General features: G+C 62.2%; 13 protein-coding genes. 5 read left to right on the top strand and 8 right to left on the bottom strand.

Translation table 11 applies throughout. The features are described from left to right. Nucleotides 1–36: 36 nt before the first annotated feature. The 5 genes from lpxC to HY17_RS18920 form a co-directional block, all read right to left on the bottom strand. Nucleotides 37–954, bottom strand: coding sequence for a UDP-3-O-acyl-N-acetylglucosamine deacetylase (gene lpxC / locus HY17_RS18940; protein WP_051600329.1), 918 nt, complete (start codon nucleotides 952–954; stop codon nucleotides 37–39). A gap of 206 nt (nucleotides 955–1,160) precedes the next feature. After that, on the bottom strand, nucleotides 1,161–2,624 hold the full coding sequence (ftsZ, locus tag HY17_RS18935; protein WP_034769635.1) for a cell division protein FtsZ: 1,464 nt from the start codon (nucleotides 2,622–2,624) through the stop codon (nucleotides 1,161–1,163). A 92-nt stretch (nucleotides 2,625–2,716) separates the two neighbouring features. Then, on the bottom strand, nucleotides 2,717–4,009 hold the full coding sequence (gene ftsA, locus HY17_RS18930; protein WP_034769632.1) for a cell division protein FtsA: 1,293 nt from the start codon (nucleotides 4,007–4,009) through the stop codon (nucleotides 2,717–2,719). Then, nucleotides 4,009–4,875 (bottom strand): cell division protein FtsQ/DivIB, encoded by an 867-nt coding sequence (locus tag HY17_RS18925; RefSeq protein WP_034769630.1) that lies wholly within the window; start codon nucleotides 4,873–4,875, stop codon nucleotides 4,009–4,011. The genes ftsA and HY17_RS18925 overlap by 1 nt, the downstream gene beginning before the upstream one ends. After that, on the bottom strand, nucleotides 4,863–5,771 hold the full coding sequence (locus tag HY17_RS18920; protein WP_034769627.1) for a D-alanine--D-alanine ligase: 909 nt from the start codon (nucleotides 5,769–5,771) through the stop codon (nucleotides 4,863–4,865). The genes HY17_RS18925 and HY17_RS18920 overlap by 13 nt, the downstream gene beginning before the upstream one ends. Before the next feature lie 257 nt (nucleotides 5,772–6,028). Here HY17_RS18920 and HY17_RS18915 point away from each other — a divergent pair, with 257 nt between their 5' ends. Continuing rightward, entirely contained in the window at nucleotides 6,029–8,095 is a 2,067-nt protein-coding gene (locus HY17_RS18915) for a TonB-dependent siderophore receptor (protein WP_155843684.1), read from the top strand. Here the strand turns inward: HY17_RS18915 and murB are convergent. The 3 genes from murB to secA form a co-directional block, all read right to left on the bottom strand. Beyond that, on the bottom strand, nucleotides 8,092–9,045 hold the full coding sequence (gene murB / locus HY17_RS18910) for a UDP-N-acetylmuramate dehydrogenase (RefSeq protein ID WP_034769624.1): 954 nt from the start codon (nucleotides 9,043–9,045) through the stop codon (nucleotides 8,092–8,094). The two genes, HY17_RS18915 and murB, sit on opposite strands and share 4 nt — an antisense overlap. Before the next feature lie 62 nt (nucleotides 9,046–9,107). Next, nucleotides 9,108–9,617: an AAA family ATPase gene (locus tag HY17_RS18905; protein ID WP_034769623.1), complete on the bottom strand. Its 510-nt coding sequence runs from the start codon at nucleotides 9,615–9,617 to the stop codon at nucleotides 9,108–9,110. A 6-nt stretch (nucleotides 9,618–9,623) separates the two neighbouring features. Then, a complete protein-coding gene (gene secA, locus HY17_RS18900; protein ID WP_034769621.1) occupies nucleotides 9,624–12,401 on the bottom strand; it encodes a preprotein translocase subunit SecA in 2,778 nt (925 codons plus the stop codon). A 181-nt stretch (nucleotides 12,402–12,582) separates the two neighbouring features. Between secA and HY17_RS18895 the strand changes: the two genes are divergently transcribed. Genes HY17_RS18895 through HY17_RS20090 form a run of 4 tightly spaced genes read left to right on the top strand, consistent with a single transcriptional unit; the run spans nucleotide 12,583 to nucleotide 15,384 of the window. Further along, complete coding sequence (locus tag HY17_RS18895) at nucleotides 12,583–13,551, top strand: peptidylprolyl isomerase (RefSeq protein ID WP_051600328.1); 969 nt, start codon at nucleotides 12,583–12,585, stop codon at nucleotides 13,549–13,551. Continuing rightward, a complete protein-coding gene (gene argJ, locus HY17_RS18890) occupies nucleotides 13,548–14,795 on the top strand; it encodes a bifunctional glutamate N-acetyltransferase/amino-acid acetyltransferase ArgJ (protein ID WP_034769610.1) in 1,248 nt (415 codons plus the stop codon). Before HY17_RS18895 ends, argJ begins: the two co-directional genes overlap by 4 nt. Then, nucleotides 14,792–15,211 carry an 8-oxo-dGTP diphosphatase MutT gene (gene mutT / locus HY17_RS18885; protein ID WP_034769608.1) on the top strand — a complete coding sequence of 140 codons (420 nt, stop codon included), beginning with the start codon at nucleotides 14,792–14,794 and terminating at the stop codon, nucleotides 15,209–15,211. Before argJ ends, mutT begins: the two co-directional genes overlap by 4 nt. Then, nucleotides 15,208–15,384, top strand: a complete 177-nt coding sequence (locus HY17_RS20090) for a Flp family type IVb pilin (RefSeq protein WP_081813235.1) — start codon at nucleotides 15,208–15,210, stop codon at nucleotides 15,382–15,384. The genes mutT and HY17_RS20090 overlap by 4 nt, the downstream gene beginning before the upstream one ends. Nucleotides 15,385–15,389: the final 5 nt, after the last annotated feature.

Below are 15,389 nucleotides of genomic sequence, written 5' to 3'. Positions count from 1 at the left end.
TAGACAGGCTCTTTGAGGAAGTGCGGCGATAACCGCTCAGATGGCAGCGCCGGCCCGAACAGTTTGGGTGACGAGATCGGTGTCGGCGTCGCTTTCCCAGCACCAGGCTTCCGGGGTCGCCAGCAGCTTGCGTACCAGCTTGTTGTTCAACGCGTGGCCCGGCTGCACCGCGTCATAAGCGCCGGCGATCGGGGCGCCTGCCAGCATGAGGTCGCCCACCGCATCCAGCATCTTGTGGCGCACGAATTCATCTTCGATGCGCAGGCCTTCCGGGTTCATGATCGCTTCGTCGTCGTCGATCACGACAGCATTGTCGAGCGAGCCACCGCGGGCAAGGCCCATGGAACGCAGCATCTCGACATCGCGGGCAAACCCATAGGTGCGGGCAAAGGCGAGGTCCCGGGCAAACATGCCGGGCGCGAGGCGCAAGGCCATCTGTTGAACGCCGATGACATTGTTGTCGTATTCGATGCGGGCGCGCAGCGTGAGGTGATTGTCTTCAGAGGGCGACAGGGTGGCGCGCTTCGGCCCGTCAACGATCTCGATGGTTTCGAGAATGCGGATGCGGCGGCGCGGCGCGGTCTGCTGTTTCAGGCCAGCTTGTAGAAGCAGCTCGCAGTAGACGGCCGACGAGCCATCCATGATCGGCACTTCCGGCCCGTCGATTTCGATCAGAAGATTGTCGATACCGAGACCGGAGACGGCCGCCATCAGGTGTTCAACCACGGCGACCGAAATACCATTTTCGTTGGAAATCGTCGTGCCGAGCTGGGTGTCGGAGACGTTTGCGGCATGGGCCAGGATTTCAGCTTTCGGCAGGCCGAGGTCTGTGCGGCGGAACAGGATGCCAGTGCCGACAGGCGCCGGTTTCAGAACCAGCCGGGCTTTCTCGCCGCTGTGGACGCCGACGCCGGCGCACATGGCGGGCCGCTCAATTGTCTGCTGCATTTCCATGCCAAATCTACTCACAACTGCCCCATGACAACAGGCGCCTTTGTGAGGGTAGGGGGTTAAAGGAGCAAAACACGGCTTGTTTCGGCGTGTTACAAAACGAGCCATATCATCAGATATGGCCCTGTTTAAATTAGGTTTTTACTGCAACAGGTTAACCTTGCCTGACTGTTTTTTCACGCATCCGGCGCTGCCATCCGTTGGGCGGTTCAGTGATTGGCTGACCGGCGCAGGAAAGCGGGGATCTCGAGGTCTGCATCGTCGAACGGGGCAGGCTCGGGATGATCGTCCGGCGAGGAGACAATCGGGGCCGGCTCAGCGGTGTCATCGTTTTCGCCCTGCGGCGTGTTGCGGCGCCATCCGAACAGGTTGGCAAAACCGGATCCGCCCTGGTCGGCTTTCGGCTTGTCGGCGACCGGGGTGTCGCGACGGGCGGAGAATACAGAATCTGCTGACACTTCTTCGTCTCCTTCTGCGCCTACATAGTGATCGTCTTCGACCGCCGCTGTTTCTGCTTCCGCAGCGGTTGGACGATGGGTGATGATGGTCGGGCGGTCTTCGTCGTGCGCCGGGGCGTCTTCCGCCATTTCCTCGGCTGCGACGCCTTCGGTTTCTGCGGTGTCCTCTTCCAGCTCGGGTTCCGGCTCCGGTTCCATTTCTTCGACCGGAGCAGCGATCGGCTGACGGACGCTGGCTTCCGGATTGGCGGGCTCTGCCGGCTTGGCGGCGAAGCCTGCTTCGACGCCTGCCGCGATCACGGAGACGCGCAGACGGCCTTCCAGTTCGGTGTCGAAGGCCGATCCGAGGATGATGTTCGCATCCGGGTCCACTTCGCGCCGGATCTCGTTGGCAGCCTCGTCCAGCTCGAACAGGGTCATGTCATAGCCGCCGGTGATGTTGATGAGCACGCCCTTGGCGCCCTTCATCGAGATATCGTCCAGCAACGGATTGTCGATCGCCTGGCGTGCCGCTTCCAGTGCGCGGTTCTCGCCGGTGGCCTCACCCATGCCCATCATGGCCGTGCCCATGCCGTGCATGATGGCGCTGACATCTGCGAAGTCGAGATTGATCAGGCCGGGCATGACCATCAGGTCGGTGATGCCGCGCACGCCGGAATACAGCACGTCGTCGGCCATGCGGAAGGCTTCGGCGAAGGTCGTGCGATCGTTGGCGATGCGGAAAAGGTTCTGGTTCGGCACGACGATCATCGTGTCGACATGGCCGCGGATCAGGTCCAGCCCGCTCTCGGCGACATGCATGCGGCGATTGCCTTCGAAGCCGAACGGCTTGGTGACGACGGCGACGGTGAGGATATCCATCTCGCGCGCGGCGCGGGCGATCACCGGGGCGGCGCCGGTGCCTGTACCGCCGCCCATGCCGGCCGCGATGAATACCATATGGGCGCCTTCGAGGTGGCCCTTGATCTCGTCGATGGATTCTTCGGCGGCCTTTTCGCCGACTTCAGGACGCGCGCCGGCGCCGAGGCCGGAGGTCGTGACCGGGCCAAGCTGAATCTGCTTCTCGGCCTTGGAACGTGAAAGGGCCTGCGCGTCTGTGTTGGCTGCAATGAACTCGACGCCCTGAAGGTTCGCCTCGATCATGTTGTCGACAGCGTTGCCACCGGCACCGCCGACGCCAAAGACCAGGATCCTGGGCTTCAGTTCATAATTCATTGCATCCCTCACTTCACTCTACTTGCGGACCCCTGCCGTGGGGCAAGATGGCGTGATGCGGCTAAGAAGCAGTTAAGTGGAGTGAAATTGGCTCAGAAATTTTCTTCGAGCCAATGGAACACCTTGTTCACCACGCCGCTTCTCGACTCTGGTCCGTCCTTGCGCGAAGCAGTTGCCCTTACTGCGTCCGCAAACCCCAACTCAGAGTACAGTAGCAGACCGGAGGCTGTGGAGAAAGCTGGTGTTGCCAGTGTTTCGCCCAGAAATTCGGCGATGGTCGGTCGCCCAAGCCGCACTGGCGCCTGCAGGATGCGGTTGGCGACGTCGCGCACGCCCGGTAACTGCGATGCACCGCCTGTCAGCACGACGCGGTGGGGGAGTACTTTGCGTACACCACTGGAATCGAGCGTCTTGCGCACAAATTCGAAGGTCTCTTCGACGCGCGGAGCAATGATGGCGGCTAGCTGGCCGCGCTCCATGCGCGTCGCCTGCAGCCGGCCGTCATCGCCCAGTCGCGGAACCTCAATTCTTTCAGCGAGGCCCGGACCTTCGAGGTTGGCCGTGCCGTAGACGCTTTTCAGGCGCTCGGCGGCCGCGAAAGTCGTTCCGAGGCCCTGGGCAAGGTCTGACGTTACATGCGCGCCGCCGGCAGGGACAAGGCCCAGCCAGGCAGGAGAGCCGTTCAGGTAGACCGAGACCGCCGTCACTCCGGCACCCATATCGATGCAAATGGCACCGTTCTCGATCTCGTCGTCGATCAGCGTGCCCGCCCCACTCGCGATGGAGGAGGGGATCAGCGCCGAGACGCCGATATGCGCCCGGCCGACACATTCGACCAGATTTTTCACCACTGATTTCGGTGCGGTGACGACCGAGAGCAGCAGGCTGAGCTCATTGGCATACATGCCCTGCGGCTCACGCACGCCTTCCTGTTCGTCGACGCGATAGGCAACCGGCCAGGCGGCGAGGGTTTCTTCCCCGCGCGCCGGGACCTTCGCCAGCGCCTGGGCCTGGATACGGCGCACGTCTTTCTGGTTGATCTCCCGTCCGTCAATCGCGATCCGGGCGGTCACCAGTGTGGAGGCCAGTTTCTGGCCGGTGATGCCCAGCATCACATTGGAAATCTGCTCGCCCGCTTCGCGCTCGGCATCTTCCACGGCGAGGCGGATGGCGCGTTCCAGGCCCTCCATGTCGGTGATCGTCCCGCCGGTGAAGCCGCGCGACTGCTGGCGCCCGGCGCCGAGAATGCGGAAACTGCGCGGACCGGAGCCGTCATTGCGGCCGATCAGGCAGGTGATCTTCGAACAGCCGATGTCCAGCGCCGCTACCGTGCCGGTGCTCGAACGGCCCATACGGGGGGCGCGGCGGGACTGGACATTGGCCATCAGGAACGCGCCGCGATTTCACGCGCCTTGAAGTTCGGCGGATTGACCGGGCCGAGATAGACGCGGCCGGCATTGCGCAGGTCGATCATTTTCAGCGGGCGCTGCATGAGGGCGGTGCGCACCTGCAGGTCGGTCAGGCGGCCAAGGGCGGCGGTCAGCTCGATGTCTTCCGGCAGGCGGACCGTGGCGCCGGAAATGAGGCGCATGTCCCAGCGGCGGTCATTGATGCGCGTGGCGATTGCGAGATCGTCTGTCACTTCCGGGGCGTCGGCGAGTGCCATGACGAGGGCAGGGGCGGCTTCCGGCGCGCCGCGCCCGGCAACGCGGACCAGATCCGGATGATCGCTAGCCCGCTCGTCCGGAATGACGCGGCCAAGGCCGTCCACAACGGTCCATTCCTTGCCGTCATGCCAGATGGCGACCGGCTCGGCGGCGTCCGCGATGATCACGACCTGGTCCGGCCAGAGCCGGTGCACGCGCACGTTCAGCACCTTGTGAGTGCCCTCGACACGGCGGCGGATGATGTAGGGATCGGCGCGGAACATGTTCTCGCCGGGCTCGATCATGGCGGCGGCGCGGATTTCCTGTTGCAGGCGGGGATCCTGCTCAAGGCCGAGGACGGAGACTTCGTTGACGGAGACACCGGCCATACGGGCCGTATCGTCCATGAAGCCGGCAAACCGGCTCTCGATCTGTGACATGGATCCGCCCATCCAGGCTGCCAGCGCCACGATGATGGCGATCAGCATGACGAAACCGAACAGGACGGACGAGACGCGCACTTCCTCGCCGGTCACTTCGTCGACGAAGGTGATCGGTTCGCGTCTGCGTTTCGGTGCGGGCTGGTTGCGGCTTATCTTCGGCATGAAGCGTCCTCAATCATCCATGCGACCAGTTCTTCGAAGGACATTCCAACGAAAGCGGCCTGTTCAGGGACAAGTGAGGTCGGCGTCATGCCGGGTTGGGTATTGGTCTCAAGGATCACGAGCCGGTCTCTCTTGTCGTCGTAGCGAAAGTCGGACCGCGTCGCGCCCCGGCAGCCAAGGACCTGATGTGCCCGCAAGGCGAAATCCATCGCCATGGCGGTAATGTGCTCAGGCACGTCTGCCGGGATCACATGACGTGATCCACCAGCTGAATATTTTGCATCGAAATCGTAATAGTCCCTTAAGGTCGTGATCTCTGTCACGGCAAGGGGACGGTCGCCCAGCACGGCGACGGTCAGTTCACGGCCCGGAATGAACTCCTCGGCCATGAGGTAATCGCCATAATGCCAGCTCTCGCTGAGCAGTTCCTGCGGCGGGCCATTCGCGCCTTTCCGCACGATCAGGACGCCAAAACTGGAGCCTTCATTGACCGGTTTGACCACATAGGGCGGTTCCAGCGGATGGGCCGCAGCGGCTTCGGCGCGCGTCACCTGGCGATCCTCTGCCACCGGCAGGCCGGCGGCGCGGTAAACGGCTTTTGACTTCAGCTTGTCCATCGCCAGTGCGGAGGCGAGCACGCCGGAATGGGAGTAGGGCAGGTCCATGACCTCCAGCAGGCCCTGCACACAGCCATCTTCGCCCCAGGGCCCGTGCAGGCCGTTCAGCACGACATCCGGCTTCACATCGGCCAGTTGGGCGGCGAGGTTCCGGTCCACATCGATACCGACTGCGTCATAGCCTGCCGCCTGCGCGGCCTTCAGCATCTGCGTGCCTGACGAAAGCGAAACCTCGCGTTCGGAGGACCAGCCGCCATAGATCACTGCCACGCGCTTCATTCTGAAAGTCCTTCCTGCCGGGCGGGCCCTGATCGGTCACGCCTGCTTCCAACCGTCTTTTCTGCTTCGTGCCGGTGAATAGGGGCTTAAGCGAGGCAAACCGGCGGCAGGGGCGGAGAGGATTACGAAAAAGTCATGACCGGGACCACTTGCATGCTCCTGACTACAACAGTAGTCGTTATCGAATAACAAGAAGATGAGTCGCTGGCGGGGGCGCCGGTGTCTCTTCACCCAAGCGAGGAAACAGGAGGCGCCCCGTGGCTGTCAGCCATACCCTATTGTCGAGTTTTGCCGCCCTCACGGCAGCCGGTCTCACCGTATTTCCAGCCATGGCAGAGCCTGCCGCTGACACATCGGTCTCTTCCCGGAGTGATTATGCGCCGGGCGACTTCGCACAGTATAACCCGCAGACAGCTCTGGACATGGTGAACCGGATCCCCGGCTTCTCCATTCAAGGTGACGACGATGGATCGCGCGGGTTCGGCCAGGCCACCGGCAATGTGCTGATCAATGGCCAGAGGGTCTCTGGTAAATCGAACGGCGCAGAAGCCGCGCTGGGGCGAATCTCCGCGACGCGGGTTGTCCGGATTGAAGTTGTCGATGGCACCAAGCTGGATATACCGGGCCTGTCCGGGCAGGTCGTGAATGTCACGACCGACGGGGAAGGAGGCGTGTCCGGCACATGGCGCTGGAAATCCCGCATCCGGGAAGACATCACGCCCTATTTTCATGAAGGCGTTGTGACGCTGTCGGGAGGCGACGAACGCCTGAACTGGAGCATGGAGGTCAGCAGCCTGCCGGAGCGCGGCGCCCATGCCGGGTGGGAATCCATAACGTCAGCCGACGGCACGCTGCTGGAGCGCCGCAAGGAAGACGTGACCAACATCGCTGACAATGCTGCCGTCTCCGGATCTTTGTCGTGGACACCTCCAAGCGGTGTGGTGGCAAACCTCAATGGCCGTGTGGGACTCTACCAGTTCGACCGGAAGGAGATCTCAAAAACCTTCCCCGTCGGCGGGCTGGAAGGCCGCCGACTGTTCCTGCGGGGGGAAGACGAGTGGAATGCCGAGTTCGGCGGAGACTATGAATTCGGGTTCGGGCCGGGTCGCCTGAAGGCGATCGGCCTCATCCGCCGCGAAAACAGCCCGGTGAACGATTCCGTCCGTATCGGCGCCGTCGATGGGTCCGGCTTCTCGGAAACCCGGTTCAGTCAGACTGTGGATGAAGGCGAATATATCGGCCGGGGCGAATATGCCTGGGCGGGCGGACCGGAAAGCGACTGGCAGGTCTCCGTCGAGAATGCCTTTAATTTCCTCGAAGCCGAGGCCGGGCTGAGCGTCGCAGAAGGCGGTGATCCGTTCGAAATCATTCCGCTGCCGGGGGCCAATTCCCGTGTCGAGGAAAACCGCTGGGAAGCCGCGATCACGCATGGCCGGGCCCTGTCGGACGCACTGCGCCTGCAGGTTTCTCTGGGGGCGGAATATTCCGAACTGACCCAATCCGGGGACAATGCGAATGCCCGGGAGTTCACCCGGCCGAAGGGCTTTGTCAGCCTCTCATGGCAGGCGGACCCGAAGCTGAAACTCACGGCGCGGCTGGACCGGGAAGTGGGCCAGCTCGATTTTTTCGATTTCATTTCTTCGGTGAACCTCAATGCCGACAATGGCAATTCCGGCAATGCCGAAATCGTGCCGCAGCAGGCCTGGAAGTGGAGCCTGCAGGCCGAAAAGGATTTCGGGGAGTGGGGCGCCGCGACGCTGAACACGTACTATTCCGATATTGAGGACATTGTGGACCGCGTTCCCATCGGCATGGGGGATGGGCCTGGAAATCTCGACTCTGCCTGGGAAGTCGGCGTGACCCTCGACACAACCCTGAAGCTGTCCAGGCTGGGTATTCCAGGCGGCGAGATAACGAGCTTTGCCGAAGTGTACGACTCAGAGGTCACCGACCCGTTGACCGGAGAGATCCGCCGAATCAACGATAGCCAGCTCTACTATGTGAACATGGAGTTCCGGCAGGATATTCCGGGAACGGACTGGGCGTGGGGCGCCTTTGCGGAGAAGTTCGAACGTAACCACTACTACCAGCTTCGGGAGCGGGGCGTGGAAGCCTCCACACCCGGCTATGCCTACGCTTTCGTGGAGCATAAGGATGTGTTTGGCCTGTCGGCCATGTTTGCGATTGGAAATCTCCTGAACCAGAAAGACAATTTCCGGCGAGAGATCTACGAGACCAACCGGCTGGGCCAGATAGCATCGATCGAAGACCGCAACCGCCGGTTCGGACCGATTGCCATTTTTGAACTGCGGGGAACGCTCTAGGCGGTCTCGCTCGCCAGCTGGCCGATTCGGCGCACTTCCCAGCGCAGTTCCACGCCCTGCGTTTCGAGAACACGGCGGCGGACGAGTTCGCCCAACGCTTCGAGGTCCGCGGCAGTGGCATCGCCGGTATTGATCAGGAAGTTGCAGTGTTTCGGCGAAACCTGCGCCCCGCCGACCTTCAGGCCCCGGCAGCCAGCCGCATCGATCAGTTTCCATGCGGAACGCTGGTCCGGGGTGCCTGGCGGGTCAGGATTGGCGAAGGTGGACCCCGATGTCTTTTCCTTGATCGGCTGGGTCTCGGCCCGTCGCGCCTGCAGCTGTTCGATGTCAGCGAGGATTTTTTCCGGCGCGTCCGTGTCGTTGCCCTCCAGGATGAGGCGCGTGACGATCAGGTCGTCCGGCAGGTCTGTGTGCCGGTAGGAGAAATGGGCTTCCGGCTGGGCGCCCGGCTTGCCCGGCCCGCGATAAGCCGCCTTCGACCCGTCGCGCCGGAAGCCGTGCAGGGCCACCAGCGTGTCACGAAGCTCGCGCCCGTAGCAACCGGCATTCGTGCGCGTCGCCCCGCCGATGGAGCCTGGAATACCGGACAGGAATTCCAGCCCGCGGACGCCATTTTGCGCGGCAGCCTTCGCAACCGACAGGTCCAGCGCCCCGGCGCGCGCCTGCATGGTGATGCCGTCCAGCGCTTCGATCTGTCCCCAATACTTGCCCATCAGGCGGATCACGACGCCCCGAATGCCGCCATCGCGGACGATCACATTGGAGCCGACCCCGAGCACGGTGACCGGTACGGCCGGGTCGAGCGCGGTGAGGAAGGCTTGAAGGTCTTCCTCATCAGCTGGCAGGAACAGGGCATCCGCCGGTCCGCCCACCCGGAACCAGGTGTAGGGCGCCAGCGATGCATTCTCTAAAATCTTGCCCCGCACGGGGGGAAGGGGAAACGCTGTCATATGCTGGCGTTCCCTCGACTTGCCTGCGAAGTCAAGCGACTGGCGCGTATTGCGCAGGGAGTTCAGGCGAGGGACGTCAGCTGCAGGAGATCTTCCAGGCAAGCATCGGTGCTTCGCCCTGCGGTATCCAGACGTGCCGGATTTGCCGTATTTTGTTCCCATCTGCGTGTGGTCATCGCGTCAGGCGTGACTGGAGCAAGGCCCGGAATACCCGTGTCGCGGGTCCGCAGCCGGGATCGGACCTCATCAGCATCCGAACAGAGAATTTCGATTTCGACAATATCAGCGCCAGCCGTCTTTGCGACATTGCGCCAGCATTGCCTTGCCTGTTCGACGGCATTCACCGCATCGGCGACGACGTCATGCCCAGCCATCAGGTGGTCTGCGGCGAGCGTATAGCCCTGCTGGTAGCCCAATGTACCGACATCGAAGTCGGGGCCGTGCGTGTTCCGCAGGTTCTGCTCGAATTCATCAATGCGCAGGTGCTTGGCGCCGGTCCGTTCCGAGAGCAAGCGGCTAAGTGTGGATTTTCCGGAACCCGGCAGGCCTGACATCAGGACCAGCCGGGGCATGACGGTTTATGCCCGCTGGGTGCTGAGGGCGCCGTGGCAGTGTTTGTACTTCTTGCCGGAGCCGCACGGGCAGGGGGAGTTGCGTGGTGTGTTCGACCAGTCGTCTTCGGCCTGCTGTAGTTCCGGACCGGGCGGTTTGGACGTGTCTGACGGGTCCATCTCATTGATGCCGGTATCGGGGTCGAGATGCGTCTCGTGTGCCTGGGGAGGTTGCGGTGCTGGCATTTGCGCTGGCGCAGGCCTTTGCGGCATCTGGGCCGGGGCAGGGCGCTGTTGTGCCTGTTCCGGCTGAGCCTGCTGTACACGGATATGCATCAGCGACCGGGTGACCGTCGCGCGCAGCTCTTCCAGCAGATTGTGGAACAGGTTGAAGGCTTCGGACTTGAATTCGTTCAACGGGTCACGCTGGCCATAGGAACGCAGGTGGATGACCGAACGAAGCTGGTCGATCATCTGGAGGTGCTCGCGCCAGCGCATGTCGAGGACCTGGAGCAGGATCTGTTTTTCGATCCGGTGCATTTGGTCGGCGCCAACGGCGGTGGTGATCGCCTGGTAAACCTGTTCCACCGCATCGCGGATGCGCTGGGCGATCTCTTTGTTTGCCACGCCTTCTTCGGCGGCCCATTCGTCGACCGGCAGGTCGATCGCAAATTCGTTGCGCATGGCTTCGCGCAGGCCCTGAACGTCCCACTGCTCCGCATACGCCTTCTCCGGCATGGTCCGGGAGACGATTGCGTCGATCACATGCTCGCGCATTTCCAGGATCACGTCAGACACATCCTCGGCGCGCATGAATTCCATGCGCTGCTCGAAGATGGCCTTGCGTTGGTCGTTGATGACGTCGTCATATTTGAGGACGTTCTTTCGGATCTCGAAATTGCGCTGTTCGATCTTGCGCTGCGAGGTTTCCATCGCCTTGTTCATCCAGGGATGGGTGATGCCCTCGTCTTCCTTGATGCCGAGGCGGCGCATCACGGCGTCCATGCGCTCGGCCGCGAAGATGCGCATCAGGTCGTCTTCGATGGAGATGTAGAATTTGGATTTGCCGGGGTCGCCCTGACGGCCCGTCCGGCCGCGCAGCTGGTTGTCGATGCGGCGGCTTTCGTGGCGCTCCGTACCCAGAACGTAGAGCCCGCCGGCATCCAGCGCGCGCTTTTTCTTGACCTCGATGTCAGCCTTGATCTGGGACGTGAGCAGGGAGGCTTCGCCCTCGGTCAGCTCGCGGCCGAGCTCGGCCTCCTTTTTCGTCTTCTCCTGCTCGAGGCGCATTTCGAAATTGCCGCCGAGCTGGATGTCGGTGCCGCGGCCGGCCATGTTTGTGGCGACGGTGACGGCGCCGGGTACGCCGGCATTGGCGACGATCTGGGCTTCCTGCTCGTGGTGGCGGGCGTTCAGCACCTTGTGCGGAATCTTCGCGGCGGTCAGCAGATTGTCGAGAATCTCGGATTTCTCGATTGAGGCGGTGCCCAGCAGGATCGGCTGGCCCTTGGCGTGGCACTCGCGCACTTCCTTGACGATCTCGGCATATTTCGCCTTGGCCGTGCGGTAGACGACATCGTCCTCGTCGATCCGCTGGATCGGCTTGTTGGTTGGAAGGTCGATGACTTCCAGTTTGTAGATGTCGGCGAATTCGTCTGCCTCTGTCAGGGCGGTACCGGTCATGCCAGCCAGCTTGGAGTAGAGGCGGAAATAGTTCTGGAACGTGATCGAGGCCAGTGTCTGGTTCTCGGGCTTGATGTCGGTGCGTTCCTTGGCCTCGATGGCCTGGTGCAGGCCTTCGGACAGGCGGCGGCCTTCCATCATGCGGCCGGTGAACTCGTCGATCAGCATCACCTCGCCGCCTTTGACAATATAATCCTTGTCGCGGGCATAGAGCTTGTGGGCGCGCAGGGCCTGGTTGGCGTGGTGGACCAGCGAGATGTTGTGCGGTTCCCAGAGTGAGCCTTCCAGGAGGCCTTCCTCTTCCAGCCAGCCTTCGATCTTTTCCATGCCGGATTCGGTATAGGTGACCGAGCGCTGCTTCTCGTCGAGTTCGTAGTCTTCCTCTTCAAGGCGCGGAACCATTGCGTCGATCTTGATGTAGAGGTCGGATCGGTCGTCCGTCGGGCCGGAAATGATCAGCGGTGTACGGGCTTCGTCGATGAGAATGGAGTCCACCTCGTCGACAATCGCGAAATGGTGTCCGCGCTGGGCCATCTGGTCCAGCGAGTATTTCATGTTGTCGCGCAGATAGTCGAAGCCGAACTCGTTGTTCGTTCCGTAGGTGATGTCAGCGGCGTAGGCGGCCTTGCGCTCTTCGTCGGTGACACCGTGCACAATGATGCCGGTCGTCATGCCGAGGAAGCCATAGATCTGGCCCATCCATTCGGCGTCGCGGCGGGCGAGATAGTCGTTGACGGTGACGACGTGCACGCCTTTGCCCTCAAGGGCATTGAGATAGGCGGCGAGTGTTGCGACCAGCGTCTTGCCTTCACCGGTGCGCATTTCGGCGATCGCGCCGGAATGGAGGATCATGCCGCCCATCAGCTGCACATCGAAATGGCGCATGCCGAGGGCGCGCCGGGCGGCCTCCCGGGTAACGGCGAAAGCCTCTTCCAGCAGGGAATCGAGCGTCGCGCCATCGGCCAGGCGTTTGCGGAATTCTGCGGTCTTGCCTTTGAGGGCGCTGTCTGAAAGCGCCTCCATCATCGGCTCGAGGGCATTGATGCGGTTGACGCGGGCTCGCAGGGGTTTCAGCTTGCGGTCGTTAGCGGAACCGAAAATCTTGCGGGCGACGGAAAACATAAGAGGCTGCACCAATCAGGTCTGGGGCGAAGAAACTGTGATCCTGACCGTGTGACCGCACAGGAATACGCGGGTTCTCCCACCGTGATTACACCAGCCAAACCTACTCGACCAGCGCGCGGGTGAGACTTAAGAACGCCGCATTGGGGTGTCAATGCGGCGCCATCAGACAGCTGGAGTGATGACTGTGTTGAATCTGAAGGCTTTGCGGGTCCACCCGCGTATCCTGTTTGCCGGTCTGGCGATTATGACAGCGGCTGCGTGCAGCCCGCCACCGGAAGAAGAAGTGCCGGTTCGCGTTGAAGGCGCAACCGCCGCCACGGTGAATGGCGAGAAAATCTATGTCAGCGATGTAGAGCTGGAAGCCGTGGCCCGGGGCCTTGTGCCTGCTGGCACCAAGGTCAAATCCGGCGATCCGGAATACGACACGGTGCTCAATCAGCTGATTGAACAGAAGCTGATGGCGCAGGAGGCCGTCCGGCGCGGTCTGGACAAGGATCCGGCAGGTCGCCGGCGGCTCGAAATGGCTGAGGAGCGCATTCTCGGCAATCTGCTGGTCGAAAACCTCGTCGCTGAAGATGTGACCGAAGACCAGATTGAGGCGATGTACGAGAAACAGGTCGCCCTGCAGCAGGACGATGATGAAGTGCGCATCGCCCACATTCTGGTGGACACCAGGGAAGAGGCCCAGGCCCTGTTCGACCGGATCCAGGCGGGCGAAAGCTTCGAAAGCCTGGTCAGCGCCAACTCGCTCGACAGTGCCACACGCATGGAGCAGGGGGACCTTGGTTATGTCTCCCCGAACGATGAACCGCCGCCATTCCCGCTGGTCATCGCCAATACCGGCGAAGGCGAAGTCGCGCCGCCCTTCGAGTCGGCCGATGGCTGGCATATCCTCAAGGTTAAGGATCGCCGTTCGCGGGCACCGAAAACCCGCGCGGAGATGCGGCCCGATATCGTCACGTTTCTGACCTTGGAACAGGTCGCCAAGATCGTTCGCCGCCTCAAGGCGGAGGCGCAGATCCAGCAGGGCGAACCGGGGCTCGACGATGACGGCGCAACGCCGTACAGGCTTCCCGACCCGGACTCCGGCCCCAACGATACGCCGGATGATCTTGCTGCCCCGGCTCCTGAAGGAACTGAACTTTGAATCTGACGCCCTCGCCCTTTGCGACGCCCTTCCCGAAACTGCCTGAGGTGAAAGGCGTACGCGCCGCCACCGGCTCGCGCGGCTTTTATGCAAAGCGCGGCGTGACCCGTGACGACGTTTTCCTGTTCGCCTTCGAGGAAGGCACGACCTGCGCCGGGGTCTACACGGTTTCCCGGACGGCGTCGGCTGACGTGCTCTGGTGCCGGGAAGCGCTGCAAACAGGTAGCGGTACGGCGCGTGCCCTTGTCGCCAATTCCGGCAATTCCAACGCGTTCACCGGCCCGAAGGGCAAGGACAAGAACGACGCGACATTGAAGGCAATGAGCGAGGCACTGGGCGTTGCGAAAGAGCACTGCTTCCTGGCGGCGACCGGCGTCATCGGAGAGCCGCTAGCCGATCCGAACTATGTCGGCGCGTTTGTGCCCGAATTGGCGGACAAGCTGGGCACCCCGGACTGGGAGGCGGCCACGCGCGCCTTCATGACTACCGATACGTTCGCGAAGGGCGCCGGCACATCGATGGAAATCGACGGTCACACCGTGAACTTTGCCGGGATCGTGAAGGGCTCCGGCATGATCGCGCCGAACATGGCGACGATGCTGGCCTATGTCTTCACCGACGCCGCCATTGCGCACGATGTGCTGCAGGAATTGCTGGAAGAGATCACGAACGAGACCTTCAACTGCATCACGGTCGATGGTGATACATCCACGTCTGATACGCTGATGGTGTTCGCGACCGGCCAGTCTGGCATGGACCCGATCACCTCGAAGAGTGACCCGCGGCTCGACTCCGTCGCCATGGCTCTGCACTCGGTTTGCCTCGAACTGGCCCAGCTGGTGGTGAAGGACGGGGAAGGGGCGCAGAAATTCGTCACCATCCAGGTCGAGAGCGCCGTGTCGCAGATGTCGGCGAAAATCATCGCCTGCGAGATTGCCAATTCACCCCTGATCAAGACCGCGATGGCGGCCGGTGACGCAAACTGGGGGCGGATTGTCATGGCCGTCGGCAAATCGCTGGAGCCGATTTCGGCCGCTGACCTCGCCATCTGGTTCGATGATGTTCAGGTCGCAAAGGATGGCGCGCGGATGCCGGACTACAGCGAGGAGGCTGCCAGCGCTGTGTTCGCGAAACCCGAATTCACGATCCGTGTCGATGTTGCCGCGGGCGATCAATCAGCCACTGTCTGGACCTGCGATCTGACGCACGGATATGTCGACATCAACGGCGCTTACCGGACATGACGCACCGGTTGGTCCTGGTCGTCGCCGCTGCGCTGTACAATGACAAGGGCGAGATCCTCCTGGCGCAACGCCCGGAAGGCAAACAGCTCGCGGGCCTGTGGGAGTTTCCGGGCGGCAAGGTAGAGCCCGGCGAAACGCCGGAGGCTGCGCTCGTGCGCGAGCTTCATGAGGAGCTGTCGATTACGGTTAAGGAATCGAAACTTCAGCCGCTCACTTTTGCGAGTTTCACTTACCCCGACTTTCATCTTCTTATGCCACTCTACAAGTGTCAGGCATGGTCAGGCGAAGTGCATCCACGAGAAGGCCAGGCCATCGCGTGGGTTCCTCCGGCAAACCTGTTTGATTACCCGGCCCCTCCTGCGGATCTTCCGCTGTTCGAGGTTCTTTCGGGGGGACACGCGACGGAGGGACCATGAGAGCCGCACGTGAACTGTTTTCGCATTTCCTCGGTAACGAGGAGGGTGCAACCGCGATCGAATATGCGCTGATTGCAGGCATCATCTGCCTTGCGATCGTTGGCGGCGCGACCGCCGTTGGCGCGTCAACCGGTGCTTCTTTCAACAAGGCAGCTGCCGGCTTCAACGGCTGAGCCGT

Source organism: Hyphomonas sp. CY54-11-8, assembly GCF_000682735.1.
GTDB lineage: Bacteria > Pseudomonadota > Alphaproteobacteria > Caulobacterales > Hyphomonadaceae > Hyphomonas.
This window is presented reverse-complemented; position numbering and strand designations above follow the sequence as displayed.

Coding starts and splice junctions, on each gene's coding strand:
- lpxC (WP_051600329.1), bottom strand. CDS start 954: ATGGAAATGCAGCAGACAATTGAGCGGCCCGCCATGTGCGCCGGCGTC.
- ftsZ (WP_034769635.1), bottom strand. CDS start 2,624: ATGAATTATGAACTGAAGCCCAGGATCCTGGTCTTTGGCGTCGGCGGT.
- ftsA (WP_034769632.1), bottom strand. CDS start 4,009: ATGGCCAATGTCCAGTCCCGCCGCGCCCCCCGTATGGGCCGTTCGAGC.
- HY17_RS18925 (WP_034769630.1), bottom strand. CDS start 4,875: ATGCCGAAGATAAGCCGCAACCAGCCCGCACCGAAACGCAGACGCGAA.
- HY17_RS18920 (WP_034769627.1), bottom strand. CDS start 5,771: ATGAAGCGCGTGGCAGTGATCTATGGCGGCTGGTCCTCCGAACGCGAG.
- murB (WP_034769624.1), bottom strand. CDS start 9,045: ATGACAGCGTTTCCCCTTCCCCCCGTGCGGGGCAAGATTTTAGAGAAT.
- HY17_RS18905 (WP_034769623.1), bottom strand. CDS start 9,617: ATGCCCCGGCTGGTCCTGATGTCAGGCCTGCCGGGTTCCGGAAAATCC.
- secA (WP_034769621.1), bottom strand. CDS start 12,401: ATGTTTTCCGTCGCCCGCAAGATTTTCGGTTCCGCTAACGACCGCAAG.
- HY17_RS18895 (WP_051600328.1), top strand. CDS start 12,583: ATGACTGTGTTGAATCTGAAGGCTTTGCGGGTCCACCCGCGTATCCTG.
- mutT (WP_034769608.1), top strand. CDS start 14,792: ATGACGCACCGGTTGGTCCTGGTCGTCGCCGCTGCGCTGTACAATGAC.
- HY17_RS20090 (WP_081813235.1), top strand. CDS start 15,208: ATGAGAGCCGCACGTGAACTGTTTTCGCATTTCCTCGGTAACGAGGAG.